The sequence below is a fragment of the Christiangramia sediminicola genome (assembly GCF_031344135.1).
Taxonomy (GTDB): Bacteria; Bacteroidota; Bacteroidia; order Flavobacteriales; family Flavobacteriaceae; genus Christiangramia; species Christiangramia sediminicola.
On the sequence record NZ_JAVJIU010000004.1, the window covers coordinates 117,175 to 139,778 of the forward strand.

23 protein-coding genes and 1 tRNA gene are annotated in these 22,604 nt (G+C 37.9%); 10 read left to right on the forward strand and 14 right to left on the reverse strand.

Features of this window, described 5'->3' with window-relative positions; translation table 11 throughout:
- Positions 1-4: 4 nt before the first annotated feature.
- The 7 genes from RE431_RS11015 to RE431_RS11045 all read right to left on the reverse strand — a co-directional run bounded on the left by RE431_RS11015 (position 5) and on the right by RE431_RS11045 (position 3,678).
- Entirely contained in the window at positions 5-385 is a 381-nt protein-coding gene (locus tag RE431_RS11015) for a BfmA/BtgA family mobilization protein (RefSeq protein ID WP_309562037.1), read from the reverse strand.
- A gap of 444 nt (positions 386-829) precedes the next feature.
- A complete protein-coding gene (locus tag RE431_RS11020; RefSeq protein ID WP_309562038.1) occupies positions 830-1,279 on the reverse strand; it encodes a JAB domain-containing protein in 450 nt (149 codons plus the stop codon).
- Positions 1,280-1,355: 76 nt separating this feature from the next.
- Positions 1,356-1,706 carry a single-stranded DNA-binding protein gene (locus RE431_RS11025; protein ID WP_309562039.1) on the reverse strand — a complete coding sequence of 117 codons (351 nt, stop codon included), beginning with the start codon at positions 1,704-1,706 and terminating at the stop codon, positions 1,356-1,358.
- Between the two features lie 2 nt (positions 1,707-1,708).
- Positions 1,709-1,840 carry a hypothetical protein gene (locus RE431_RS11030; protein WP_309562040.1) on the reverse strand — a complete coding sequence of 44 codons (132 nt, stop codon included), beginning with the start codon at positions 1,838-1,840 and terminating at the stop codon, positions 1,709-1,711.
- A gap of 219 nt (positions 1,841-2,059) precedes the next feature.
- Positions 2,060-2,254, reverse strand: a complete 195-nt coding sequence (locus RE431_RS11035) for a hypothetical protein (protein ID WP_309562041.1) — start codon at positions 2,252-2,254, stop codon at positions 2,060-2,062.
- Between the two features lie 436 nt (positions 2,255-2,690).
- Positions 2,691-2,772, reverse strand: a tRNA-Leu gene (locus RE431_RS11040).
- Between the two features lie 93 nt (positions 2,773-2,865).
- On the reverse strand, positions 2,866-3,678 hold the full coding sequence (locus RE431_RS11045) for a response regulator transcription factor (protein ID WP_309562042.1): 813 nt from the start codon (positions 3,676-3,678) through the stop codon (positions 2,866-2,868).
- A 382-nt stretch (positions 3,679-4,060) separates the two neighbouring features.
- On the opposite strand from RE431_RS11045, the gene RE431_RS11050 reads away from it, so the two are divergent.
- The 4 genes from RE431_RS11050 (at position 4,061) to RE431_RS11065 (ending at position 7,077) form a co-directional block, all read left to right on the forward strand.
- Positions 4,061-4,648 (forward strand): HupE/UreJ family protein, encoded by a 588-nt coding sequence (locus RE431_RS11050; protein ID WP_309562043.1) that lies wholly within the window; start codon positions 4,061-4,063, stop codon positions 4,646-4,648.
- A gap of 90 nt (positions 4,649-4,738) precedes the next feature.
- Positions 4,739-5,170: a deoxycytidylate deaminase gene (locus RE431_RS11055; protein ID WP_309562044.1), complete on the forward strand. Its 432-nt coding sequence runs from the start codon at positions 4,739-4,741 to the stop codon at positions 5,168-5,170.
- Complete coding sequence (locus tag RE431_RS11060; RefSeq protein ID WP_309562045.1) at positions 5,167-6,759, forward strand: S41 family peptidase; 1,593 nt, start codon at positions 5,167-5,169, stop codon at positions 6,757-6,759. Before RE431_RS11055 ends, RE431_RS11060 begins: the two co-directional genes overlap by 4 nt.
- Positions 6,760-6,774: 15 nt before the next feature.
- Positions 6,775-7,077: a hypothetical protein gene (locus RE431_RS11065; RefSeq protein WP_309562046.1), complete on the forward strand. Its 303-nt coding sequence runs from the start codon at positions 6,775-6,777 to the stop codon at positions 7,075-7,077.
- On the opposite strand, the gene RE431_RS11070 is transcribed toward RE431_RS11065, so the two are convergent.
- The 3 genes from RE431_RS11070 to RE431_RS11080 are packed head-to-tail and all read right to left on the reverse strand — an operon-like array spanning position 7,069 to position 8,453.
- Positions 7,069-7,677, reverse strand: coding sequence for an FAD-dependent oxidoreductase (locus tag RE431_RS11070; protein ID WP_309562047.1), 609 nt, complete (start codon positions 7,675-7,677; stop codon positions 7,069-7,071). The genes RE431_RS11065 and RE431_RS11070 overlap by 9 nt on opposite strands.
- A 3-nt stretch (positions 7,678-7,680) precedes the next feature.
- Positions 7,681-7,875, reverse strand: coding sequence for a hypothetical protein (locus RE431_RS11075; RefSeq protein ID WP_309562048.1), 195 nt, complete (start codon positions 7,873-7,875; stop codon positions 7,681-7,683).
- Complete coding sequence (locus RE431_RS11080; RefSeq protein ID WP_309562049.1) at positions 7,872-8,453, reverse strand: MarC family protein; 582 nt, start codon at positions 8,451-8,453, stop codon at positions 7,872-7,874. The genes RE431_RS11075 and RE431_RS11080 overlap by 4 nt, the downstream gene beginning before the upstream one ends.
- 135 nt (positions 8,454-8,588) lie before the next feature.
- Between RE431_RS11080 and RE431_RS11085 the strand changes: the two genes are divergently transcribed.
- From RE431_RS11085 to RE431_RS11105, 5 genes are all read left to right on the forward strand, one after another.
- Positions 8,589-9,164, forward strand: coding sequence for a DUF3109 family protein (locus tag RE431_RS11085; RefSeq protein ID WP_309562050.1), 576 nt, complete (start codon positions 8,589-8,591; stop codon positions 9,162-9,164).
- Positions 9,165-9,742: 578 nt separating this feature from the next.
- Positions 9,743-10,720 (forward strand): ribonucleotide-diphosphate reductase subunit beta, encoded by a 978-nt coding sequence (locus tag RE431_RS11090; protein ID WP_309562051.1) that lies wholly within the window; start codon positions 9,743-9,745, stop codon positions 10,718-10,720.
- Between the two features lie 154 nt (positions 10,721-10,874).
- Positions 10,875-13,334 carry a ribonucleoside-diphosphate reductase subunit alpha gene (locus tag RE431_RS11095; protein ID WP_309562052.1) on the forward strand — a complete coding sequence of 820 codons (2,460 nt, stop codon included), beginning with the start codon at positions 10,875-10,877 and terminating at the stop codon, positions 13,332-13,334.
- A gap of 90 nt (positions 13,335-13,424) precedes the next feature.
- A complete protein-coding gene (gene dgt, locus RE431_RS11100) occupies positions 13,425-14,771 on the forward strand; it encodes a dGTP triphosphohydrolase (RefSeq protein WP_309562053.1) in 1,347 nt (448 codons plus the stop codon).
- A 123-nt stretch (positions 14,772-14,894) separates the two neighbouring features.
- Positions 14,895-16,043 (forward strand): sensor histidine kinase, encoded by a 1,149-nt coding sequence (locus tag RE431_RS11105; protein WP_309562054.1) that lies wholly within the window; start codon positions 14,895-14,897, stop codon positions 16,041-16,043.
- Here RE431_RS11105 and RE431_RS11110 read toward each other — a convergent pair.
- Together RE431_RS11110 and dxs are read right to left on the reverse strand one after the other, a co-directional pair.
- Positions 16,031-17,023, reverse strand: a complete 993-nt coding sequence (locus tag RE431_RS11110; protein WP_309562055.1) for a DUF3078 domain-containing protein — start codon at positions 17,021-17,023, stop codon at positions 16,031-16,033. The two genes, RE431_RS11105 and RE431_RS11110, sit on opposite strands and share 13 nt — an antisense overlap.
- Positions 17,024-17,062: 39 nt before the next feature.
- Complete coding sequence (dxs, locus tag RE431_RS11115) at positions 17,063-18,838, reverse strand: 1-deoxy-D-xylulose-5-phosphate synthase (RefSeq protein ID WP_309562056.1); 1,776 nt, start codon at positions 18,836-18,838, stop codon at positions 17,063-17,065.
- Positions 18,839-18,930: 92 nt separating this feature from the next.
- On the opposite strand from dxs, the gene RE431_RS11120 reads away from it, so the two are divergent.
- Entirely contained in the window at positions 18,931-19,380 is a 450-nt protein-coding gene (locus RE431_RS11120; RefSeq protein ID WP_309562057.1) for a nucleoside deaminase, read from the forward strand.
- Positions 19,381-19,455: 75 nt separating this feature from the next.
- On the opposite strand, the gene RE431_RS11125 is transcribed toward RE431_RS11120, so the two are convergent.
- Both RE431_RS11125 and bglX read right to left on the reverse strand, forming a co-directional pair.
- Positions 19,456-20,241, reverse strand: a complete 786-nt coding sequence (locus RE431_RS11125) for a glycoside hydrolase family 16 protein (protein WP_309562058.1) — start codon at positions 20,239-20,241, stop codon at positions 19,456-19,458.
- Positions 20,241-22,517, reverse strand: coding sequence for a beta-glucosidase BglX (gene bglX, locus RE431_RS11130; RefSeq protein ID WP_309562059.1), 2,277 nt, complete (start codon positions 22,515-22,517; stop codon positions 20,241-20,243). Before bglX ends, RE431_RS11125 begins: the two co-directional genes overlap by 1 nt.
- Positions 22,518-22,604: the final 87 nt, after the last annotated feature.

A 22,604-nucleotide genomic window follows, 5' to 3' on the forward strand; every position in this document is an offset into this window, starting at 1 on the left:
AAAATTAGAGTTTATTATTTTGATTCCCCTTTTCTCTAAACTTGACTTGCTTTTTTACTTCGTCATATTTCTTTTCCAAAATCAGTGGTTTTTGGTTCGGTTCTTCATTTGTAAACAATGATTGAATCATAGCTACCGTTGGTTTTGTTTGCGTCTTTTCCATGTCTCTAATTATGGCAATAACGGCATTGATTCTTTTTGAAAGTTTGCTTTCGATGGTTCGTCCTGTCGAACCTAATTTTTCCTTTGGGGAAATCTCATTGTAGAAGAAAAAATCGAGAATATTCTCCATTGCTTCAGTATGTGTCTTGAAGTGTGTTTTTGAAAATTCTTGAAAACGTTTGGCAGTTTTCCGTTTAAACCTAATTGTAATGAATGAATCCATTTTCTTTCGCTTTTTTAGAGATTTGACGTAAATCCATCCCTATTTACTGGCTATTTCAAGCTATTTGACGCAAATTGTAGAAATTTTAAAATCTTGATTATTTTTAATCATCTGATAGTCAATTAATTAAATCGAAAATGGAACACGTAACATCGCGTAGCGTGTTACCCTCTTGCTATTCCATTTTCGTCCGCCCAGCGGACAAAAATTTCATACAATTTGCTTACACACAAATTGCTATTTTTGGAATTTGAATAATTCCAAATTGTAAAATATCGATGGATACAGCTATCAGCGAAAGTCAAAATTAGGATAGCTATATAAAATTATATCTGCTGAAGTTCAGCTTTTTAAAGATACAATTTTTTAGAAGTAAAGTGATAAATAGGTTCCATAAAAAAGACCTGAAAAATCAGATCTTTTAAAATTTATAAGAAAGCTTTATTATAACAGTCCTTCATCTGCGAAAGAGAAGTAATTACCATCTGGGGTAATAATTAAATGATCAAGTACTTTGATATCAAATAGCACAGCAGCATTTTTAATTTTCTCCGTAAGTCTTTTATCTGCTTCACTCGGTCTTAAAGTTCCGCTGGGATGATTATGTGCTAGAATTACAGAGGTTGTCAGACTTTTTAATACTACCGCAAAAAGAATTCTTAAATCTACTAAGGTACCGGTAATTCCTCCGATAGAAACTTCATAGATTCCTTTAACCTTATTGGCATTATTAAGAAGCATAATATTAAAACATTCCTGTAAACCAATTTGATCTTTATTCCACTCATTAAATAATAATTCAGCAGCATTTAAAGAAGAGGTGATTTTAGGAGCCTGAGAGATTTTAAAATTCCCCTGATATTTGATCGATATTTCATTAACTTTAGTTTTCATTATTGATATCTTTAAAGGGTTGATAATTAAAAGAGGGCGTTACCGTGAACAAGTACCCGCCCTCTTATTTTTATAATTACTGGCTATCGCCATTTTTCACACCTAGCAAAAGAATTTCACTGGCTTCCACTTCGGTTACATACCGTTTTACTCCGTCTTTATCATCATAGCTTCGGGATTTGAGTTTTCCAGATATTCCGATCTCTTTACCTTTTCCGGCATATTTTTCGATGATTTCGGCAGTCTTTCCCCAGGCCACAATAGTGTGCCATTCCGTATTCTGTACTTTCTCGCCTTTATCATTTTTATAAAACTCATTGGTGGCGAGTGAAAAACGGGCTACTTTCTTGCCGCTTTCAAGGTTCGTGATTTGTGGATCCTGTCCAACATTTCCAATTAACTGTACGTGATTTTTTAAGGTACTCATGATTAAAAGAATTGAAGATTACTAATTATGCTATCTGAACCTTTCAGATAGTTTGCTTTGTTATTTTTTTCAAATGATTTACTTATTATATCTGGAGCGTTTTCCTTTTTTGTTTTCTTTGGTGCTGCTTCCATTTGTATGTTTTTATAAGATTTCATAAGATTCATTTTAGATTTACTTCCTATAGCGCCCTCGCTGTTCCCTTTTTTTGTTGCTGATACATTTTAAATATTTGGAATTGATAAGGACTTATAAAAAGGAGGTACGACTGGCTTATGCAGTACGTTCAACTTCCGAATGTTGGTATTTTGCTATTAAAAAAAGGGAGTGACAGTGAGGGTGCGGGAGTAATTCTAAAGGCGTTTGTGAAGTATTAAAACATAGGAAGTAGCATCAAATGAATAAATGGAATTTCTATTTAGCGGACTTAATTCACGATTTCGGCTCGGGAATGTAATGTTCCTTCCCAGCATGGCGGGAAGGGTTAACGGAATGGAAAGCTGAAATTGGGCATTGTGTCCAAGCCTTCCTAGTGAAGCTCTTTGCATGTAATGAAGCTTTTCGCGAATTGCCGGGGAATGTGTTGACCGGGTTATGAAAACGGATTATCCTCTTTTAAGTGGGATTTAAAGAGGACTTAACTTGAAAGGTGTAGATGGGAGTGGAGTTTGGCCGCTTCCCGTCTTTTCTCGGGAACGGACGGGCAAGTGGAGTGGGAATCGGAAACTTTGGAATTGGGTGCAAGACCTTTTTAAATGAGGCTCTTTTCCCAGAATAGAGCATTTTCTGCAAAATGAAGGGAAATGGGCTGAGTAGGTTACAAACCAAATTTTATTCAAATAGGGGTAGAAAAATGGAACATAGTGGTCTTTTGCTATTAAACTATAGCAAATTTATTGTAGTTAACAAAAACTTCAATTTGTTGTACCCATGTTGTACCAAAATAAAAAAAGCCGACTCGTGAAAGTCGGCTTAGGCCTTTAGTACTCGAGGCGGGAATCGAACCCGCACTCCCGAAAGAACTGGATTTTGAATCCAGCGCGTCTACCAATTCCGCCACTCGAGCTTGTGGACGGCAAAAATATAAAAAATTTGTCTTAGAAAAATGGAAACTTAATTATTTCTTGAAGGATCTCAATTGGCATTCTAAACAGACTGTTTAATTGAGATTTGGCGAAATAAGTCCGTTGGAGAGACATTTAGCGACAAGCTCCGTAGTATTTGCACAACCACTCTTCTGCAAAATATTCCTGCGATGGGTTTTAATAGTGTGATGAGAGAGATTTAATTCGTCTGCGATCTGTTCAGCATTTTTTCCTCTAGACAGACTCATCACGATTTGCATTTCACGTTCCGAAAATAGTTCAGCAAGATCATTTTTTCCATTTTCACAAAGTTCAGGATGAAATTTACCTTTTGAAACATCCACATTATAATATGACTTTCCGCCGTCCAGGTTTAGGAAAGAAACTGCCATATTACTTGTAACTTTTAAATGGGTAACATCTGTCTGGATACAGAAGACATGCTCCGGGGTTCCGCTTTCCAGAACGCTCAAAGGCATCGCCTGATAAAGCATTGTTCTAATATGCCCTTGTGCATCTTTCATTCTATATGAAAACATATTTTTATAATCCAGCACCTTTTCCCGTTCCAGAAAGGAGGTATAAAAGTCATTGATCACCCTGCTTTTTAGATTGATATTCTCGATCTCTTCAGGAAGCACTGTTTTTAGGAGATCCTGCAACTGGATATTTTCTTTGTCCTTATCAATGAATAGCTCAACTGAATCTGAAATATATTCTATCTGAAAATTGAAAAGATTTACGATGTAGAGATATGAATTACCAATGGCAAACATGGAAGCAAACCTTTTAAAATCCTTAGTGATCTCAAATGGCCGATATTCCTTTACATGATTCGAATATGCATCTTTCCAATAATCTGATATCTTCTTGAGCTCCTCTTGCATAGGGTTTTATGGTTTGAACAAGTAAATATAACAATTCTGTCAACTTTAATTTTTCAGTCCCTATTCCGCTCCTTAATAATAAAAAAAGCCTCCAGAAGATCTGAAGGCTTTCAGGTCAAATATCAATGATTAGTTTTGGTATTTCAATGCAGATATGCTGTTTACCCCAACAAAACAATCTCGGAATTTCGACCCTACTCAATTTTCCGTATACATTGAAAATGTGAACTAAGCTATAATTTAACCTTGCTAAGATAGAAAGCAACCTTATCAATTGAAATACCACAATTGAGGTATTTTTCATTTAGTCCTCTAGCGCCTTTCATCTTTGCATTTATATGAATAAGTTGTACTTTCGGGACTTTGCTAATAAATCTCTACTATGTCGCAATTTTGGCTGTACTTTGAGCTCGGACTTGATCACGTTCTGGACTGGCAGGCATATGATCACGTTCTATTTATAATTGTACTCGTAGCTTCATACGGATTTAGCACCTGGAAACAGGTTTTATGGCTGGTAACCTTATTTACCCTCGGTCATACATTGGCATTATTTCTATCAGTTTATGAAATTGTTCGTGTAGATAGTAATTATGTAGAGTTTCTAATCCCAGTAACCATTCTGGCAACCGCTATTTTTGATATTGCCACGGCAGGAAGAAAAGTAAAAAATACTAATTTCAGCTTACTATATTTTACCACTGCTTTCTTCGGAATAATTCATGGCCTTGGATTCTCTTCCTATTTTAAGATGATCGCTTCGGGATCTCAAAGTAAATTCTGGCCTTTAGTTGAATTTGCCCTGGGAATTGAACTGGCGCAGGTGATAGTGGTATTAGCTGTTCTGATCATTGGTTTCATCTTGCAAAACCTGTTGAATGTTTCCAAAAGAGACTGGATCATCGTTACCTCATCTATCGTGATCGGGATTATACTTCCAATTCTGGTTGAAAGTTATCTGGCACTGTAGATTAAGACCCTATTAAACTTATTTTTTCACAATAATCTTTTAATTTGCAGCCTATTATTAATTTCTGCGAACTAGACCTTTATAGTTGCCATGAATAAGAAAAAACAGCTAAAATTCGATAAAGCATATTTGAGAATTGCCCGGGAATGGAGTAAATTATCTCATTGTAATAGAAAGCAAGTTGGTGCGTTAATTGTAAAGGATAGAATGATCATTTCTGACGGATACAATGGAACTCCAACAGGTTTTGAGAATTTTTGTGAAGACGATGAAGGATATACCAAATGGTATGTTTTACATGCAGAAGCAAATGCAATTTTAAAAGTTGCCGGTTCTACGCAGTCATGTAAAGATGCTACACTGTATATTACCATGTCACCGTGTAAGGAATGCAGTAAATTGATACACCAATCTGGTATTAGCAGACTGGTTTATCAAATTGATTATAAGGACAATTCCGGGCTGGAATTTTTAAGAAAGGCCGGGGTTGAGCTGGAACAAATATCAGAATTAGAAGATTGAAGGGAAGGAATAAAATATACACTCCGCTATTATTAAGCATTGCCTGTGCCGTGGGATTAATTCTCGGGGCCAGGCTGGATTTTGATCCTTCAGATGAACTTTTTTCTGCCAACCCGAAAAAGCAAAAACTAAACAGGCTTATAGATTACATCGATTACGAATATGTAGATGATGTAAATACAGACAGTATTGTAGACGTTACGGTTAACAAGATCCTTGAAAACCTGGATCCTCATTCGGTTTATATTCCTAAAGATGAATACGCAAGGGTTACGGAAAATATGAAAGGTGATTTCGTTGGGATTGGCGTTAGCTTTTATAAAGTTCAGGACACGATCGTTGTGATTAAAGCCCTGGAAGGAGGTCCGAGTGAAAAGATAGGCATTCGTGGTGGTGACAGGATTTTGTATGCGAATGGCGAGAAATTATTCGATAGGCAGATTAGTGATGATAGCATCACTACCCAATTGAAAGGAAAAGCGAACACTAAAGTTACTCTGAAAATTCTAAGAAAGGGAATTGAAGACCTGCTTACCTTTAAACTAAAAAGAGGAAAAGTACCGTTGAAAAGTGTGAGCGCTTCTTACATGCTCACCGAAGATCTTGGTTATTTGAAAATTGACAGGTTTTCTGAAACTACCTATAAAGAATTCAGCCAGTCTATCAAGGAACTTAAAAAGAATGGCGCTAAACAGATCGCTTTGGATCTTCGTGGAAATCCTGGGGGTTATCTTTCCGAAGCCATCAATATCGCAGATGAATTTATCAAAGATGACAAATTGATTCTTTTCACCAAGAACAAAAGCGGAGCGATTGAAAAAACTTTTGCTCAAAGAGAAGGTGAATTTGAGAACGGAAAAGTTTTCGTGTTAATCAATGAAAATTCAGCTTCTGCCAGCGAAGTCGTAGCCGGAGCCCTTCAGGATAATGATGTTGGTACGATTGTAGGAAGACGTTCTTATGGAAAAGGACTTGTACAAAGAGAAATGGAACTTGGAGATGGAAGTGCCGTGAGACTTACAATTGCCAGATATTATACACCTACAGGAAGATCTATTCAAAAACCCTACGAAAACGGGAATGACTCTTACTTTAACGACTATATGCGTCGTTATAAAAATGGTGAGTTAAATAGCCAGGACAGCATTGTAGTGAATGATTCTTTGAGATACGAAACTCCAGGTGGGAAAGTTGTTTACGGAGGAGGAGGAATCATACCGGATATCTTTGTACCAAAAGACACCGATTCTGAAAAGGAGAAACTTACACTGCTTTTGCGTGGTGGTTACATGAGTAGATTTGTATTCGATATCCTGGAAAAAAATCGTGAATATTACAATTCAATCTCAAAAAATGATTTCAGGGATGAGATCGAAATTACCGATGAAATGGTGAACGATTTTGACCGATATGTAAGAATGATCAATATTGGAATTGAGAAGACCAGCGAAGAACGCAAACCACTCCTAAAGAAATATTTAAAAGCTGAAATTGCTCAACAACTTTTCGGAACCAATGCATTTGAACGGTATTTAAATGAAGATGATCGATTAATAGAGAAAGTAATTGAGTTGTCCAAAGAAAAATAATACTTTGGAGTTTCGATGGAAAATTTTTTACAATATCTATCGGCTATTTGGCCTTTAACACCTTTGTTTTTATTTATTATCGCAGTGTCTTTTAGATTACTGGATAATAGCACCTATCTATTCCTGAAAAATGATATTCTGGTAAATACTTCCAATGTTTCCAGGAGGATACTTAAAAGTCAGATTAACTCCAGCGATGACGCTACTTTTATAAAGCAACTGAAACGCGCGCTCTTATACAGGAACCTTCAGCAAAGCTTTTTAATACTTGCCATCGTTACCCTTCCATTAAGTTTTATTTTTTATTTTTTAAGCTAGCTTATCATGCACTTTGGTGTGCTCACCATCATTCCAATCGGTTAAGATATCTGTGGCAACCGCAGCACCACTACCGCTTGCAATAGCATACTGACTTCGCCAGCCGGCAAGAGTTCCTGCTACATATAATCCAGGCTTAACAAGATGATCTTGATTTTTTAGCTGAACCCGGTCCTTAGATAATTTAGCCTTTTGATGCGGAATTAGGTATTCTTCGAGTCCGCTGATCCTGAACGGGCTGGTATAACCAACAGCGATTACAACCTTTTCAGCGGTATATTCATTTTTATTAGTGACTACCCGAAAACCTCCATTAATTTCAGCAACCTCTTTTACTTTCTCCTTGGTGATTTGCTGCATTTTAGGATACAGTTCAGTTAGCTGATCTGCACCTGCTTTCAAAACGTCCATACCTTTTGTGCCCGGAGTGATTCCGAAGACATTATTCAACAAAGCAGACTGTAAATGAGAGGATCTCTGGTGCAGGATAATTCCTGCTTTCCTGTTTTTAGCAAAAGCTTTGTCTAAACCAGAACCAATTACCAAAGCACAGGACAATCCTGCTGCTCCGCCGCCAATAATTAAAACATCAAAATCCATGATTTAATCATGTTTTTTTGAGATCGTTCTGGACACAAGAAGAATGGCCATAAGAACGATCACACACAGACTTGCTGCAATTACAATCATTGCATTCCCGCTATCTCCTTCCATTAAATTGTCAAGGTTTATAGAGCGAATACTAATTCCAATAAATGCAACAGCTAAAAATATGATGGTATAAATAAGATACTTCATGAAAATAAATTCTGGATGTTGGCAGCGAAAAGCTTCACGGCGATTGCCAGAAGAATCACTCCAAAAACTTTCCTGATTACATTAATACCCTGGCTTCCAAGAATCCTCTCGATCTTCCCGGAAGATTTTAAAACCAGGTATACAAATATAATATTGATAATGATAGCAACAATGATATTTACAGTTTCATATTCTGCCTGTAACGATACCAGGGAGGTCATGGTACCAGCACCAGCAATCAATGGAAATGCCAATGGAACCACTGAAGCGGTCTCGGGAGCATCATCTTTATAAAGACTAATTCCAAGAATCATTTCTAATGCAAGGAAAAACAGGATAAATGAACCTGCAACTGCGAATGAATTTACATCAATACCAATAAGGTTCAGAATCTCCTTACCAAGGAAAAGAAATACCACCATAATTACTCCTGCAACAATAGATGCTTTTTCACTCTGAATATGTCCAACTTTTTTACGCAGATCGATAATAATCGGAATGTTCCCGATAATATCAATTACAGCAAAAAGAATCATCCCTGCAGTAAATATTTGCCTGAAATCTAACACTTTAAACATAAGCTTCTCTTTTTCAAAATTGCGTGCAAAAGTACTTTATCTTATCTGATTGGCAATTCAGGAACCATGTTAAATTTGTATGAATTTTATCTGCAAAATTCTTCCTTCTAAGACATAGAAAATTATCTTTGTGGCATGTTTCAATTAGGTAAAACTTTAGTTTCTGAAGAGATCATTAAAAATGATTTTGTGTGTAATCTTTCATCTTGCAAAGGTGCCTGCTGTATAGATGGCGAAGCCGGTGCTCCGGTTGAACCTGAAGAAAGGGCGATCATGGAAGAAATCTACCCGAAAGTAAAACCTTATCTTAGAAATGAAGGAATTGAAGCTATCGAAAAACAGGGAGTTTACATCACCAGGGAAAATGGTGAGATTGAAACTCCGTTAATAGACGAAGCAGATTGCGCTTACGTTACTTTTGACGAAAAAGGCACTGCTTTATGCGGAATTGAAGAAGCTTACAATCAGGGAGATATTGATTGGAAGAAACCAGTTTCCTGCCATCTGTATCCGGTTAGAGTTCAGGAATATTCATCTTTTTCAGCAGTGAATTATCATCGCTGGGAAATTTGTGATGACGCCTGCAGCCTTGGAGCAGAATTACAGGTGCCTATTTATAAATTTACCAAGGATGCCCTGGTTAGAAAATTTGGGGAAGATTGGTATAATGAGCTGGAAGAGGTAGCTAAAAACCTTCAGCCGAAAAAATAAGTCAATCTCTTAATTTTCAAAGGATTAAATTCTTATTAAGTTGAGAATTTAGTATATTTATGCTCTTCAGATTTTTAAAAATTGAAGGGATCTTTTCTGATCACTTCTTTTCCCCCGGAAAAATTAGAATTAAAATTTGAGCTTTTTTGAAATTCATTTTTCAGTAGTTCAAAATTGGAATATTACAGAATTAAAGCGCATATCTATTCCAGCAATATAGGTGGCCAACCAAAAAATTAGTTCTGTTTTCTAGAAAACCGGTTAATTTTTAACCGGTTTTCGTTTTAGAAATCTCTTTATCTAAGCCACTTTACAGCTTAATTTCAGACTATTTTTTCGCTAACATTTTTGGTTAGTCCTTTTTTGGTCATAAAATTATTAACAAATTATAATCTTCTGTTATTCAATAATTTAAACACTTGTTTTAACAAGAAACTATGAAGAATCGACAATCTTAAGTGTTGAAAACTTTGTTGAAAACGTTTAGGCTAAATTCTTTCATTATACGTCTCATTTTTAAATATTTGTTAAACACTTTTCAATAAAAACTAGCTGAGACCGAAAAAAACCTAAGAATTATGGCCCAAACAGAACCCATTTTACAGGAAAATAAAGATCGCTTTGTGATCTTTCCAATTAAACATCATGACATTTGGGACTGGTATAAAAAAATGGAGGCATGTTTTTGGACTGCAGAAGAAATTGATCTTCATCAGGATCTAACAGATTGGAACAATAAGCTAAATTCTGACGAGCGTTATTTCTTAAAACATATTCTTGCTTTTTTCGCGGCTTCTGACGGAATTGTAAACGAAAACCTCGCTGAAAATTTCGTGAACGAAGTTCAGTATTCTGAGGCAAAGTTTTTCTATGGTTTCCAGATCATGATGGAAAACATACATTCTGAAACCTATTCGCTTCTTATAGACACTTATGTTAAGAACGATAAGGAAAAAGATCAGCTATTCAAGGCGATTGAAGTGTTCCCGGCAATCAAGAAAAAAGCAGACTGGGCTTTAAAGTGGATTGAATCTGATTCTTTCGCTGAAAGACTCATCGCATTCGCGGCTGTAGAAGGTATTTTCTTCTCTGGTGCTTTCTGTTCTATTTTCTGGTTGAAAAAACGTGGTTTAATGCCAGGTTTAACATTCTCTAACGAGTTGATCTCAAGAGATGAAGGAATGCACTGTGATTTCGCCGTACATCTACACAACCATCACCTGGTTAATAAGGTGCCAAAAGAAAAAATCAGAGAGATCATTATTGATGCTCTTAATATAGAACGTGAGTTCGTAACAGAATCACTTCCGGTAAGTTTGATTGGTATGAATGCCAAGCTAATGACTCAATATCTTGAGTTTGTTACAGACAGGCTTTTAGTTGAGCTGGAATGTGAGAAAGAATATAATGTTTCGAATCCGTTTGACTTTATGGACATGATCAACCTGCAAGGTAAAACCAACTTCTTCGAAAAACGCGTAAGCGAATACCAGAAGGCAGGCGTTATGAATAAAGACAAAGAATCAGATGAAATCAGTTTTGATGCTGATTTCTAAAGAGCAACTGCGCTGCGTCCCCCAACGTGGCGCTAGTTGAACTTTAAATTTTTTTCACCCGAAATTTTAATTTATTAATCCGGAGTTAACCACCGGCCAGGGATGCTAGTTCCTAATTTCAAGGCAAAGGCGTCACTAACTAAAACTGTAGCGTATGTACGTAGTAAAAAGAGACGGCAGGAAAGAGCCAGTCATGTTCGACAAAATTACAGCAAGAGTCAAAAAACTTTGCTATGGCCTTAATGAACTTGTAGATCCAGTAAAAGTTGCCATGAGGGTGATTGAAGGTCTCTATGACAATGTATCTACCAGCGAACTGGATAATCTGGCGGCAGAGATCGCTGCCACCATGACCACGTCTCACCCGGATTACGCGAAACTTGCGGCAAGGATCTCAGTTTCCAATCTGCATAAGAATACCAAAAAGACATTTTCAGAAGTAATGACAGATTTATATGAATATGTAAATCCGAGAACAGACGAAAAGGCTCCGCTACTTTCAGATGAAGTTTACCAGGTAGTCATGGATAATAAGGAGAAACTGGATTCTACCATTATCTATAACCGTGATTTTGGTTATGATTACTTCGGATTCAAAACCCTGGAAAGATCCTATCTCCTTAAACTGAATGGGGAAATCGCAGAACGCCCACAACATATGCTTATGCGTGTTTCCATAGGAATACATATTAATGATCTTGACGCAGCGATTGAAACTTATGAGCTGATGTCTAAAAAATATTTCACCCACGCTACCCCAACGCTTTTTAATTCTGGTACTCCTAAACCGCAAATGTCTTCCTGCTTTCTTTTAACCATGAAAGACGATAGTATAGACGGGATTTACGATACCTTAAAACAAACCGCCAAGATCTCTCAATCTGCCGGAGGTATCGGCTTATCTATTCACAATGTACGTGCTACTGGTTCATATATTTCAGGAACCAATGGGACTTCAAACGGAATCGTACCAATGCTGCGCGTATTTAATGATACCGCCAGATATGTAGACCAGGGCGGAGGAAAACGTAAAGGTTCTTTTGCTATGTATATTGAGCCATGGCATGCAGACATCATGGATTTCCTGGACCTGAAAAAGAACCACGGAAAAGAGGAAATGCGCGCCAGAGATCTTTTCTATGCCATGTGGATGCCAGATCTTTTTATGAAACGTGTAGAAAAGAATGAAAAATGGACTTTGATGTGTCCGCACGAATGTCCGGGTCTTTTTGATACATACGGTGAAGAATTCGAAAAACTTTATCACCAGTATGAAGAGGAAGGAAAAGGAAGAAAGACTATTAAGGCTCGTGAACTCTGGGAAAAGATTATGGAATCTCAAATTGAGACAGGTACTCCGTACATGCTTTACAAAGATTCTGCGAACAGAAAATCCAATCAGAAAAATCTTGGAACCATTCGCTCTTCCAACCTTTGTACTGAAATCCTTGAATATACCAGCGAAGATGAAGTTGCCGTTTGCAACCTTGCCTCCATCGCTTTACCAATGTTCGTTAAAGGAAACGAATTTGACCATAAGGAGCTTTTCAAGATCACAAAAAGAGTGACCAGAAACCTTAATACAGTAATCGATAGAAATTACTACCCGGTTAAGGAAGCTGAAAATTCAAATATGCGCCACCGCCCCGTTGGACTGGGAGTTCAGGGACTTGCTGATACTTTTATAAAACTAAGAATGCCATTTACATCTGATGAAGCTAAAAAACTGAATCAGGAGATCTTTGAAACACTTTATTTTGCGGCCGTGACCGCTTCTATGGAACTGGCTAAAGAAGAAGGACCATATTCCACATTCAAAGGTTCACCGATAAGCGAAGGAGAGTTTCAGTATAACCTTTGGGGTATCAAAGATGAGGACCTAAGCGGAAGATGGGATTGGGCAAAACTGCGTAAGCAGGTAATGAAAAATGGAGTTAGAAACTCACTTCTACTTGCTCCAATGCCAACAGCTTCAACTTCCCAGATCTTAGGAAACAACGAAGCCTTTGAACCTTATACTTCAAACATTTATACAAGAAGAGTACTTTCAGGGGAGTTTATCGTGGTGAACAAACATTTACTGGAAGATCTTGTTTCCAGAAATCTTTGGACAGATGAAGTCAAGAACGCCATCATGAGAAATAATGGATCGGTTCAGGATATCGATATTATTCCAGACGATTTAAAAGAACTTTATAAAACTGTCTGGGAGATGAGTATGAAAGATATCATAGATATGTCCAGACACAGAGGATATTTTATAGATCAGTCGCAATCGCTTAACCTGTTCATGGAAAATGCGAATTACAGCAAGCTCACCTCCATGCACTTTTATGCATGGAAGAGCGGGCTGAAAACCGGAATGTACTATCTTCGAACTAAATCTGCGGTAGATGCGATAAAATTTACTCTGGAAAAAGAAAAGAAAAAAGAACCCATAGCAGTACCATCAGAAGCTCCTCAAAAAGCTGCAGAAAAACTACAGGCTCAACCTCAGCCCGTAATTTCCAAGCAATCTGAAGAAGAAGGAGCACTTTCACCGGAAGAACTAAGAGCAATCATTGCTCAGTCTAAAGAAGGTGAAGGCGATGACTGCTTAATGTGCGGATCATAAAAATTTGGCTAATTCAATTTTGAATTAAGAAGGGGAAGTAGTTATTACTTCCCTTTTTTAATACTTTTGAGCCATTAGAAAGTTATTCATATGAATTGGGAGCAACTCTTATCGCTGAAGCGTTCTGGAGATACAAATAAAAGACTAAGAAAGGAACAGAATGAAACAAGACTTGGTTTTGAAGTAGATTATGATCGAATCATTTTCTCTTCAGCCTTTAGAAGTCTACAGGATAAAACCCAGGTGATCCCGCTCTCTAAAACCGATTTCGTCCATACAAGATTGACCCATAGCTTGGAGGTTTCTGTAGTAGGGCGATCTCTGGGAAGACTTACCGGACAAAAATTACTGGAAAAGCATCCGCATTTAAGAGATACCTACGGCTACCAGATGAACGATTTTGGTGCTATAGTAGCCGCCGCAGCCCTGGCTCATGATATTGGGAATCCCCCTTTTGGTCATTCAGGAGAGAAAGCAATTGGTGAATATTTTAGCCATGGAAATGGTAAAAGGTTCAAAAATGACCTTAGCGAAAAAGAGTTTCAGGATCTTATCAAATTTGAAGGTAATGCCAACGGTTTTAAAATTCTTACAGAAAATCGCCCGGGAATCGAAGGTGGATTAAGACTTTCATATGCCACTCTAGGTGCATTTACTAAATACCCTAAAGAATCACTTCCGCATAAGCCTTCTCAAAAAATAGAAGACAAAAAATTCGGATTCTTCCAGAGCGAACGGGAAACCTTCGCAGAAGTTGCTGAAGAATTAGGACTAAAAAAGACCCGTGAAGGAAAAGACATTGGTTATTCCAGGCATCCACTGGCATTTCTAGTAGAGGCGGCAGATGATATTTGTTATACAATCATAGACTTTGAAGATGGTATCAACCTCGGGCTTATCGATGAAGATTATGCCCTGGAATACTTAATAAAACTGGTTAAGGATAATATCAATACCTCAAAATACAATCAGTTACAAAACACTGCAGATAGACTTGCTTATCTACGTGCGCTGGCAATAAATACTTTAATAATTGAAGCTGCAGATATTTTTCTAAAAAATGAAGAAGCTATTCTGAAAGGCGAGTTTCATGAATCTCTTTTTGACAAAAGCAGTTATGAAGCCCAGATCAAGGACATCATTAAAATAAGTATTGAAAGAATTTACCAGAGCGAAGAAGTGATCAGCAAGGAAATTGCAGGATACAGAATGCTTTCCTATTTACTGGATATCTATACAAAGGCGATACTTCCAGGAGTGGAGGAGGAAAATTCAAATTTCACCCGTCTTGTACTTAAATCTGTTCCACAGTTAGATTATTTAGGAGAAGAGCACTCAACCTATGAGAAATTAATAAGTATTTGTTCTTATATCGCCTCTTTAACAGACGGTCTTACGGTTTCATCCTTTAAAAAATTCCAGGGGCTGGATACTTAATACATCAAAAACTATATTTTTTGAGGTAAAAAATGTCTTAATTATTTAAGTATTTTTGACCTCTTGCCTGAAATTGTATGATGTCTTATCGTATTCTTTTTCAGTAATTTGAGCTTAAACATTATGAAAAAAATTACCCATATACTCAAAGATAATCACCAGAATATCATAAACATCTGGGAAAAGGAAGTACTTATTCATGTTGATGCGGCAAAACTTGCCAATAAGATCGCTTTACATGATCATATTCCGAATATTCTGGATGATATTATAGACATTTTGGAAAGACATGATGAGATTGAGTGGAATATTGAAGATTTTAAGATCGCGAAGATCGAGGCTAATAGTCTTGAACACGGCAGGCACAGAGCATCTTCAGCTGAATTTACAGCAGAACAGATCATGCATGAATATATGATCTTTCATAATGTGATCATCAGGGTTTTTAACGATAATAGAATTGAAAATAAAGCCGTCTATCACCTGTTAAAATGCTGTATAGATAAGTCTATGCTTAAATCTATAGAATCGTTCACAAAGTCCATCCACGAGATGCAGAACAAACTTATTGGCACTCTGGCGCATGATATTCGAAATCCACTTTCAGCAGCCAGATTAGGTATAGAAATGCTAAACCTGGACACAACTCCGGAACGGGTGGAAAGAGTTAAGAAAATGACCATGAGCAGTGTTGACAAAGCACTGAATATGGTTGAAGGCCTTTTGGATTCTATCTCTGTGAAAGCTGGAGAGGGAATGATGCTTAGCTTTTCTGAAATGAATCTTTTTGAAGATGTACAGACCGTTTATGAAGAAGCCCAGGAAGTTTATTCAGAAAAGATAATTTTCGAATGTGAGGACGAAAATCTGAATGGTGTTTTTGATGCCACCGCGATTCGAAGATTGTTAGAGAACCTTTTAACTAATGCCGTTAAATACGGAAAAGCAGAAAAACCTATAACTCTTAAAGTTTCTAAACTAGACGATCAATATCTTCAACTTTCCGTTCATAATTACGGGACACCTATCCCTGAAGACAAGCAAAAAGAGATCTTCAATTTCTTACGTCATTCTTCGGAAACAAATAAAAAGGATCTGCAAAGTTGGGGAATCGGACTTACACTGGTAAAAATGGTGGCTGAAGCTCATGGAGGAAAAGTTTCGCTAGAGAGTTCAGAAGATTCCGGTACCGAGTTTACTGTTACTATATCCAGGACCATGAATGAGCCCGGTAAGCACAGAACTAAATTGAATTTTAGTCAGAATTCATAGACCACTCCAACACCAAGCATCTGTTTTAGCTGAATACGCGGGCCGGAAGTTTCAAGTTTACCGTCGCCGTTGGTATCTTCCTTGAACTTTACATCATCGTCATAACGAATATGCGAACCTACATTGGCTTTCACAAAGTCGTTCACCTTCATGTTCACATTCAGCTGCCAGTCTACATCAATATTCCCGAATTTATTCAGGTAGTCAGAATACAAACTTAGCTGATTATTCAGATTGATATTATCAAAGACTTCTTTGCTAAAATCACTGGTAACCAAGAACCCGAATTCTGTTCGCAGGTTTTCTCCTTCCTTGATAATATTTCCAAGTTGATCTGTTACAGCAGGTTCTACACCAAACATCCCTTCATTTGCCAGTTTTTGATCCAGAACGAATGTAGATTTAAATGTTAATGGAGAAAGATACACTGTAAGATCTTCTTCAGGATGCGAAAATTCAGTACCCACCCCTAAGAAAGTATAACCCGGAGCCATGAATTTGGAAATTGGCACCTCTGTATCTGGATATTTGTAACCATTAGAAAATTGTGTATTAAAGCTGAACTTCCCTGAATAATACCAGTTTGAAATGCTGTCTGTTCTGAACCCAAAAGAAGAACTCAACCTTAATTCATCTTCAGTTTTCCTCATTTCCCTTCCTTCCTGGGCGTTGAGCCCGTAGCGCATAGATGCAGAATTCTTCCAGATAGTTAGATCTTTTTCAAAATCACGCTGAAAGCTTGCATATAATAAGGCTGAAACTGAATTGTTACCACCGGAATTCCAATTCACAAAAGCCACTTCGTTTAGGTTCACTCCAAAGGTGTTCTTCTCTGTCCAGTAAACCAGCATGGTATCAGACACTGTAGTGTCTTTTGAAACTACTGCTGTAGTGTCATTTTCTACAACATGCTTGAATTCAGAAGCTAAAGATTTGAGTGATGTAATACAAAAGAGAAATAGTAGAATTCGGAACTTCATTTATTGGCTAGGGTTTTCGGAATTGCGAAAATAAAAAAATCATATCATAGATTCCAGCTTTCGCTGTATTCCTTGAACGTTAATTTTTGCGATTTCTTGTAATTCATCTACACTTCCTTGCTCAATAAATTCATCTGGTATTCCTAAAAGCTCTATATGCCCCGTATAATATAGGCTTGCCGCATATTCAAGAATTGAAGATCCAAAGCCTCCTTTTATCACGCCATCTTCTACTGTAATTATCTTTGAAAATTTCTCGAGAATTTTATTCAGAATTTTCTTATCCAGGGGTTTAACGAACCTGATATCGTAATGTGCAACCTTATTCTGTTCTTCTTCCTCCAGGTTTTCGATCGCCGTTTCAACATTCTTCGCCATATTGCCTAAAGAAATTACAGCAACCTGCGAACCTTCTTTTAAACATTCAGCTTTACCGATCTCCACTTTTTCGAAGGCTAATTTCCATTCCTTGAGTACTCCTCTACCACGTGGATAACGAATGATCATAGGAGCATCAATTCCCAGTTGTGCTGTATAAAGAAAATTGCGTAGTTCCACCTCATTTCTAGGCGCCGCAATAATTAAATTTGGAATTGGCCTGGTATAGGCGATATCAAAAACTCCGTGATGGGTTGCTCCATCTTCACCAACTAATCCTGCCCTATCCAAACAGAAAACAACCGGCAAATTCTGTAGAGCCACATCGTGGATCAACTGATCGTAGGCTCGCTGGAGAAAAGTGGAATAAATAGCACAAAACACCGTAAATCCCTGGGTAGCCATTCCTGCCGATAAAGTAACCGCATGCTGTTCAGCGATTCCCACATCAAAAGCTCTTTCCGGAAAAGCCTTCATCATATATTTAAGAGAACTACCCGTTGGCATTGCCGGAGTGATCCCAATGATCTTTTCATTATTTTTCGCCAGCTCAACCAGGCTTAATCCGAAGACATCCTGGTATTTGATAGGTAGACCATCTGTGTCGTATTTTAGAAGTTCTCCGGTATCTGGTTCAAATTTTCCCGGAGCATGATACTTTACCTGGTCCTCTTCAGCCTTTTTAAGCCCTTTCCCTTTCTTTGTGATAACATGAAGAAACTTCGGCCCTTTTATATTTTTCATTTCCTTCAAAGTCTTTAAAAGACCTTCCAGATCGTGACCGTCCACCGGACCAAAATATTTAAAGTTTAAGGCTTCAATTATATTATCGCTCGCTGGTTTGTAGCCTACGCGAGCTTTGGTAAGATATTCTTTTAATGCACCAACGCTGGGATCTATACCTATGGCGTTATCATTCAATATTACCAGTAAATTAGCCTTGGTGACTCCCGCGTGGTTAAGACCTTCAAAAGCCATTCCGCTGGCAATTGAGGCGTCACCAATTACGGCTATATGTTGCTTATTAAATTCGCCCTTCAGGTTTGAAGCGATCGCCATTCCCAGGGCAGCAGAAATTGAAGTAGACGAATGCCCAACACCAAAAGTATCATAATTACTTTCCTCGCGTTTTGGAAATCCGCTGATTCCGTTCAACTGCCTGTTCGTTTCAAAAACATCTCGGCGACCAGTTAATATTTTATGCCCATAAGCCTGGTGCCCCACATCCCAGACCAGTAGATCTTCAGGAGTATTAAAAATATAGTGCAGAGCTACGGTAAGTTCAACCACACCAAGGCTTGCACCAAGATGACCTTCCTTAGTGGCAACAATATCAATAATGAATTTCCGTAATTCCTGAGCCAGACTTTTAAGTTCTTCAGAATTCAATTTTCGAAGATCTTCGGGGGAATTAATATGTTTAAGAATCTCGGTCATACTCAACAAAGTTACGTTAAGCAAACTGAATTCCGAATATCATTAGGAAGTGGAATGGCCAAAATTTATATCTTTCAGCTAAAATTGAAGTAATGCTTTCTCCTTTCGACGATGAATATTTTATGAAAAAGGCTCTGGAAGAAGCCGAATCTGCGTACGAAAAAGGTGAGATTCCTGTAGGGGTTGTGGTTGTTATCAAAGACAAGATCATCGCGCGGGGACACAATCTAACCGAAACCCTTAATGACGTGACCGCTCATGCAGAAATGCAGGCCATCACAGCTGCAGCAAACTATCTAGGAGGAAAATATCTTCAGAATTGCACGATGTATATCACTCTTGAACCTTGCCAGATGTGCGCTGGCGCCTTATACTGGAGTCAGATCTCAAAAATTGTTTTTGCTGCGGAAGATGCCCAAAGAGGTTACCGTAAGTTTGGGGTACAATTACATCCGAAAACAGAAGTGAAAACAGGAATTATGGAAGAAGAAGCATCCTCCCTTTTGAAACGTTTTTTCATCGAAAAACGAAACCTGAATTAAAAAGCGAAACCCTGGTATAATAGGAGCTGAGCTAATCCAGAACAATTTGGATAAATAAAGTTCCGCTCTTAATATTTATAGATCTTCAGGCAGCTCAGTTACCTTGATATAGTCCACATAAAATTTATCGGGTAAAGCTTCATCATTAATTTCTGCACCACCAAGATTACCTCCAACAGCCATATTTATTAAAAAGTAAAAATCCTTTTTAAAAGGGTAATGCTTTTCATCATATTGTTTAGGAGTGAATTTATACAATTGCTGGCCGTCCACGAAGAATTCAATATATTCTTCTGTCCAAACAGCTTTGTAAGTATGAAAACCTTCATCTATACCTTCGATCTTCGTCTTTTTGGTATTGATTGTGTTCCCGTGACTTGCCGGTGTATGCAATGAGGTGAAAACCTTCTGAGGCTCCCTACCTATATACTCCAGAATATCTATTTCACCACTGGCAGGCCAGCCAACCTCGCTAATATCAGCACCCAACATCCATATAGCAGGCCAGAGGCCCTTACCCGTAGCTACTTTAGCTCTTACTTCGATCACTCCATAAGTAAATTCTACATTTCCTTTAGAATTGATCTTTCCCGAATAATACTGATCATCCTTTTTTAAAGCTGTGATCACCAGGTTTCCATCTTTTACTTCAACATACTCACGGTTATAGATCTGTGCTTCATTATTTCCCCAACCACAAAGATTAGGACATCCATCACCTTCTTCATAGTTCCAGACGTCCATGTTCAGACTATCCCCAACAAAATCTTCCTGAAAGATCACTTTTTCCTGGGCACAGGATGAAAATAAACTTCCCGCTACTAGTCCTGCAGATAATATTATTTCGGTATACTTTTTCATTATTTGCTAAAATTGAAATTAACAGATTGTACATCTTCAGAATTTCCACCTACCATGATCTCAAACTCACCATTTTCAGCTTCCCATTTTTCTGAAGCGGAGTAAAATTTAAGCATATTTTCATCTATCGTAAATTCTACCTCTTTAGATTCTCCCGGTTCCAGTTGAACCAGTTCGAAACCTTTTAGTTCTTTAATAGGTCTTGTAGTACTGGCAACCATGTCTCTCAAATATAACTGCACAACTTCTTTCCCTGCAGTATCACCACTATTAGTAAGCTTCACGCTTAAAGTGATCTCTTCACCAGTCTTAAGTTCATTGGAAGAAATTACAGGTTTCGCATATTCAAAATCGGTATAACTTAAACCGAAACCGAATGGATAAAGTGCACCGTTCGTTATATCTGTATAATGAGAATAAGTAACATGCTCGGCACTGCTTGGCCTCCCAGTATTCTTACGATTGTAATAAAGTGGCTCCTGACCTACAGCTCTAGGAAAAGATACCGGAAGTTTACCTGAAGGATTATATTTTCCACGAAGCACATCTGCGATCGCGTTTCCACTTTCTGATCCTAATTGCCAGGCTTCCACGATAGCCGGAATATTTTCAGCAGACCAGGTGATCTCCATCGGTCTACCGTTGATAAGCACCAAAGCAATATTCTTGTTTACTTTATAAATTTCTTTCAATAATTCTTTTTGAAGCCCTGCAAGACCAATATTTGCCTGACTACGACCTTCTCCCGACTGGAAGGCATCTTCACCAAGAACCATGATTACAAGTTCTGCAGATTTAGCGTTCTCAACAGCTTCAGAAATGCCAGATCTATCATCTTTATTAATATTTAATGGCATTAAGAAGCTACGTTCTCCCTGTCCTAAAGTCACACCTTTGGAATAAGTAATTTCAGTAGAAGTATCAACGGTATTTTTCAAACCTTCAAGAACAGAAACAGCCGAATTAGCTTCTCCCTGTGCTCTCCAGTTTCCGATTGGTGTATCCTTATCATTTGCCAGAGGACCAATAACAGCGATCTTTTTTACTGAAGATTTAATTGGCAATAGATCGTTCTCATTTTTAAGGAGAACGATTGATTTCTTCGCGATATCTCTGGCCGTAGCTTTATGGTCTTCATAAGGAACAGAAGCCAAAAGTTCAGCATCATTGTATTTATAAGGATCTTCGAAAAGACCCATTTTAAATTTAACACGAAGTATTCTTCTAACTGCATCATCAATAAGCGTTTCATCCACTTTACCTTCAGCAACCAGTTTTTCAAGACCAGCTTCGTAAGCTCCACCTTCCATATCCATATCACTCCCAGCTTTTACAGCAATTTCAGCAGCATGCACTTTATCTGTTGCGAATCCGTGCGGGATCATTTCAGCGATAGAACCCCAGTCTGAAACCATAAAACCAGTCCAGTCCCAGGCTCCTTTCAGAATATCTCTCTGCAGGCTGGCACTTCCAGTTGCCGGAATACCATCAATAGTATTAAAAGAGTTCATAAAAGTTGCCACTCCGGCATCAGCCGCAGCTTTGAAAGGAGGTAAAACAACATTATGAAGTTCATTTTTACCAATATTCACTGCATTGTAATCTTTTCCACCTTCGGCTAGTCCATAACCAGCGAAATGTTTAGCCGTAGCTGCAATAGTTCTAGGATCAGAAAGATCATCTCCCTGGTAACCCTTTACTTTTGCTACCGCAATTCGAGAAGTCAAATAAGGATCTTCACCTGAACCTTCCATGATACGCCCCCAACGGGCATCTCTTGAAATATCGATCATAGGTGAGAAGGTCCAGTTCACTCCTTCTGCCACGGATTCCAGTGCTGCAATTCTCGCAGATTCCTCTGCAGCTTCCATATCCCAGCTGGCAGTTTCTCCAAGCGGCACCGGGAAAATAGTTTTATACCCATGGATTACATCATAACCGAAGATCAAAGGAATTTTGATCCTTGAGTTTTCCATATTTAATCTTTGTGCTTTTTCAGTAGCTTCTACAGAAAGTACATTCAACATGGAACCAACAAGACCTTTCTTAAGTCTGTCTTCCTTTTGTTTGTTTCCTGTCTCAGAAGCAGGACCGGTAAGATCCCAGCTACCATTATACTGAATCATTTGTCCAACTTTCTCTTCCAGTGTCATCAGGTTTAGAACTGAATCTACCTTGGCTTCCACGTTCTTAACCGAACTTGGAATCTTTGAATTCTGGGAATATAGTCCTACGGTCCCTAGCGAAAGGGACATTATTAAGAATAATTTTTTCATGATCTTAGAATTAGATTATGGAGAAAAAAGTCTTTTCCACCACTAAATATTATAGAATCTATGCTGAATAAGCTTTCAGGTCCTATT